Origin of the sequence: Cetobacterium sp. ZWU0022, assembly GCF_000800875.1 — a bacterium.
Classification (GTDB): Bacteria; Fusobacteriota; Fusobacteriia; order Fusobacteriales; family Fusobacteriaceae; genus Cetobacterium_A.
On sequence record NZ_JRJZ01000168.1, the window covers coordinates 1 to 5106 of the forward strand.

The window sequence follows — 5106 nt, forward strand, 5'->3', positions numbered from 1 at the left end:
CTTTAAGCAATATGAAGTTTCATTTTTATTTCTACTTTTGCAAAACTCAATATATTTGTTATCAAAAATAAACTTAAAATCAAATTTTTCATATTTTTTATCCTTTCTTTATATATTCTTTTACTAATTCTAATGGATATTCAAATTCCATTACTTGCTTATATAAAAATGAAACTTCATATTGCTTAAAGGCTACAACTATACTATCATTTTTAAAATAGATATTATTTGGATTTAAAGTTACTTTTGTCTCTATATAAACTTGTTCTTCTAAAGGTAATTTCAAGTTATCATCAATATCTTTCTGAACTAATAGTTGTAGTTTTTCTAATCCTTCTTCTGTTAAAATATCTTCTATTTTTAGATTTTTACCATCTTTCTGAAGAATATTATTAGTAAGCTTTTGATATACACGTCCATTCCTATCTACTGTGGTTTCTTTCTCTAAAGAACTTTCAATTCCCAAAATACTTTTGTAATTTAAAGTTCTCTTATATATATAATTTTCATTATCAGCTTTAATCATAATTGTATTTAAAATAATCAATAAATATATTAATTTCTTCATTCACATTCTCCTATTTTATTTTCATTTCTAAAATCAATGATCCTGAATATTCTCCTAATTCTTGATTTTCAGGCACATCTAATTTACCCTGAATTTTTACTAAATATTTTCTATTTGCTTGTTTACTTACAATAGCTTGAAGACTTCTAGCTCTTAACGTAGTTCCATTCTTATTAAACATTTCTGGACTATCTGTATTTAGTTTAAATTGAATATCTGTTACATCTTTTATCATTTCAATTTTAACATCTGTTTCAGCCATTCTATTCTTTGCTCCTGCAATTATCGTACCAAAGTCTAAAACACCTTGACTTATTACGTTAAATGGTGCGTCAGGAGCTTTTAATGTGAATGTATGATCCATAATCTGATTTGTTCCTCTAACTATTTGAACTCTTACATTTACATTTTTATTTACTGTCCAATTGTTTAAAGCTAAATTTAGTTTTCCACCTTCTACTTGAACACCAACTTCTCCATTTGTTAGTTTTATATTTTGTTTTGCAAGTGTTCCTGAAGCTCCAATTTCATAATAAGTTTCTCCAATTGCTCTTTTACTTCTTCTAGCTCTAAAGTTATCAGATATATATATTTTATCTCCTTGATTCATATATGGGATTCCTGCACCATTTGTACTTTCTAAAGTTACACCCTGGATATTTTCTAAAACTATTGGTAGCGGCATTGATAAATCTAATCCTTTAAATTTTGCAAAAGTTCTAATTTGATATGTATTATCATATTTTAATGTACTATCACCTTGTACTTTTGTTGGAGATTTTATATTCATTATATGTTTACTAATTTCATTTGCACCTCTTATGATTCTAATAGTTATATCCCTTCTTGGCTCTAATACTCCCCATCCAGTCAACGCAAGTCTTAATTTTCCACTTTCTACTTTATATTTAAAAGCTAAAGAGTCTATATTTTGAGCTTTTTCAGCTAAATTACCTGAAGTTCCTATCTGACTTTGAACTCCATTAATTTCTAATATATCTCCTTGTTGCATTGTTGAAAGTCCATGTTGACTTGAACTTTCTAAAACAACATCCCTTATAGAGTTTTCTAATGCTAAAGGAACTGGTGAATTAAGGTTTACTGAATTAAAGGCTATGTATGTATCAATTGGGTAATATTCCTTTAGAGTAATTCTTGAAGAACCTTCTAATCTCTTTGGAGCTTGAATATTAAATATATGGTTTGTTACTTCTTTTGTTCCTCTAAAAACTTTTATTGTTGCTGTCCTTAAAGGTTCTACAACTCCCCAACTATTTAAACCTAATCTTAATTTTCCACCTTCTACTTTATACTTTAATCCTAAATCCCCAATATTTACTACTCTTTCACCAAGATTTCCTGAAGCTCCTACACTTGCTTGAACTCCATTTATATCTAAAATATCTCCATCTTCCATAGTAATTATTCCTGTTCCTGATGTTGAAAAAGTCATTCCTGGAACAGTATTTTCTAGAACTAATGCGTTACTATCTGCATAAGATGTTGAGCTAAAATTAGCATAATTTTTTTGATAGTTGTCATTAAAACTTAAATTTGTAGTTCCTTCAAGTGGGCTTACTACATATCTAAATACTTGCTCTACTCTATTAATAACAGACATATCATATCTCTCACTAAAAGCATGAGCTCTATATCCTCCCAAATCCAATGACCATCTCAATTTCACAGTTACTGGTCTATCAAATTTATTCGTATAATATACTCTATAAGGAACTGTTACCTTATTATCTCCTCCTAAATACGTCCACCATGTAAAAGTTTTTGTTTCTATTAAAGTACCATTTGCATCTATTACATCAACAAAAGTTCTTCCATATCCTGTTCTATTTCTTCCATCATGTGAACCATAAGATTGTGAAGTTGCCATGAAACTAATTTCAACTTCTTTTGTTAGTTCGCTTATATGTTCTCCTGTTATTACTTGGTTATAATGCCACATATAATCTCTTTTAAATTCAAAAATAACATCATTCCCACGAATTAACATTTTCATTACTTTGTCAACTACTGTATCTAGTTCAGGCTTATATTCTTTTACTGAAGATACTTTTTTTATAAATTTTAAATTGTTTGTTGAATCAAGCACTATAACGTATAATTTTGAATTTAAAGCCATTCCTTCAGTTGATAAACTTATATCGGGATAATCATATTTGTAGTTATATTTGCTCTTAGAAAGCATTAATTTACTAGGATTCTTAATATCCTTTAATGTATCTGTTATAATAAGCCTATCTGACATATTTAATTCATTTATTGTTAAATAAATTTTCTTATCTTCTTTATTGAAAAGCCCTTCTATTTCTTGGGTTTTAACCTTCGTTACTGAAATATTCATTTCAGCTCCATCAGGTTTTTTCTTTAAAGTTTCTGCTGTTGTTATAGCCTTTTCAGGGTTATCATAAATATATGTATGTGGAACTTCTGAAAAAGAAATGATGTTTAATATCAACATCATTATCATTACAATCTTTTTTATCATTACTGTTTCACCTCTACTGTCATGTACACTTTCTTTTCATGAGTACCCTCTTTAGATATATTAGCTCCCTCTATAACAATCATATTGTCATCTATGATTCGTTTATTAAGGAATTTTGGGGAGTAGATATATGTATCTACTTTCCCATCACCATCTATATCAATTTTATCTTGGCTATATTTGACCTTATAATGGTCTTTTAGAGAAGGTTCTTTATTAAGTTCTAAAGAAAAAGGTACTTCTACCTTTTCATCATCTACTACCATAGCCTTTATATCTACATCAGAGATAATCTCCAATGGAACTACTACATTTAATTTAGATTCCATCATTACAGTAGTATTAGATAGCAGCTTCCTTATACTTCCATCTTTTTCTGTTTTATCTTCAGTAGGTAATTTAGGTATATCTATATCAGTATTTCCCGTATTTGGAATTACTGGAATAGTAGGCATTACATTTGAAAAACTTAATATATTAATTAGCATAAAAAATCCTAGTAAATTTTTCATATCTTGTTATCTCCTTTCAACATAGAAATTCCATGTTCTTTTATATTAAATACATAGTAATTACTATCTGTTTTATCTACATAAGTTAGTTTTACAATTTCATCATTGATACCATCTATTTGATGATCTATTCCCATATAGACAACTTCTATTAAATATTTTTTAGGTAAAAGTCCTGATATTTCAAATATTCCTTGTTCGTCAGGTATTGCCCTATCAATTACTTTTCCATTTGTATCTTTTACAGTTACAAGAAGTTCTTCATACAATCTCATTTTGTCAATTGAATTAAGTTCTAAAATATCCTCTACATTGATAAATCCTGTTAAAGTTAGCATAGGTTTTACAGGAATATGAGCTACTATAGTAGCTGTATTTTTTCCTTGAACTTGAACTTTGTTATTTCCTAATAGGAAATTAGGTTTTTTAATCTTAGGTTCTAAATCATAAGTTACATAATTTGGAACTCCATAGAACATAGCTTCTCCATTTTCATTGGTATTTATCTTTTGTTCTCCTATTTGAACCTCAACATTTTTAATAAGTTCCTCTCCTTCGTCATAAATGTCGTTATCATTTTTATCTACAAATGTAATAACTTTAAGAGGTGAACTATCCATATTTTTGATTTTAGCAGTTGGATTTCTTAAATCAGTAATGTGATCTATTCCGAATTTGTGTTCTTGGTTTCCTTTTTTATCAATAAACATTTCGTAGTCAAACCAGTTGTTGTAATTAGTTGAGAATCTAAATGTAAATTTATCTTTTTCTTCTTCTGAATACCTAGCTTCTAAATTATAATCAAATAATCTATTTCCGTTGCTAAAGATACTGAAGGCAACTTCATAATCTTTACCATCATTTTTCCAAGTATTCTCTAGTTTAAGAGTTGCTGTTCTAAGTCCTGTATAATAAGTATTAAAGCTATATTTTCCTTTATCTTCTGTATGGTATTCATATTCACCAGTTAATAATAAATCTTTATATGCTTTTGAATACTCTATGCTGTATTTATTAATTTTTTCTTTATAATCTATTCCATAGATTCCATCCCTTTTAGTTGCTTCTTCTCTTTCATATTCTAGGTCTAAAGCCTTTATAGGAGTGTATCTTACATAGAATTTTGTCTTGTATTTATCTTCGTAAAACTCCCCTTTACTTTCATGTTCAAGTCTTAATCTAACTTTTTTAATATCTATTTGACCTAAGAAGTCATAGGAGTAATCATCTTTGGTATTTTTTTCATTTACCTTATACTCAAACTCATTAAATACTTTATCCCCACCAACTCTTAATGTATATGGTAGTGAGTAAATATAATCAGAATAAACAGCTTCTAATCTTCCTTTGTCCAAATACTCATATTCATCATTTATTAGTTCGGGTTCTCTTAAATATCCCATTCCTAATGTTAAATGATCTGTAAGACCATAGTAAACTTTAGAATCTGTTGTTGGTTTTCCACTTTCGTGATTTTCACGAATATTTATATCATATTCAACTTCACCCTTATTCTGTTGATT

General features: G+C 28.1%; 4 protein-coding genes. All 4 read right to left on the reverse strand.

What is annotated here, in order from left to right; translation table 11 throughout:
• Positions 1-97: 97 nt before the first annotated feature.
• Positions 98-568 (reverse strand): hypothetical protein, encoded by a 471-nt coding sequence (locus L988_RS11745; protein ID WP_047384492.1) that lies wholly within the window; start codon positions 566-568, stop codon positions 98-100.
• 10 nt (positions 569-578) lie between these two features.
• Positions 579-3071: a hypothetical protein gene (locus L988_RS11750; RefSeq protein ID WP_047384493.1), complete on the reverse strand. Its 2493-nt coding sequence runs from the start codon at positions 3069-3071 to the stop codon at positions 579-581.
• Positions 3071-3583: a hypothetical protein gene (locus L988_RS11755; RefSeq protein ID WP_047384494.1), complete on the reverse strand. Its 513-nt coding sequence runs from the start codon at positions 3581-3583 to the stop codon at positions 3071-3073. Before L988_RS11755 ends, L988_RS11750 begins: the two co-directional genes overlap by 1 nt.
• Positions 3580-5106: hypothetical protein (locus tag L988_RS13880; RefSeq protein WP_047384496.1), on the reverse strand; the 1527-nt coding region annotated here is incomplete at its 5' end. The genes L988_RS13880 and L988_RS11755, both read right to left, overlap by 4 nt.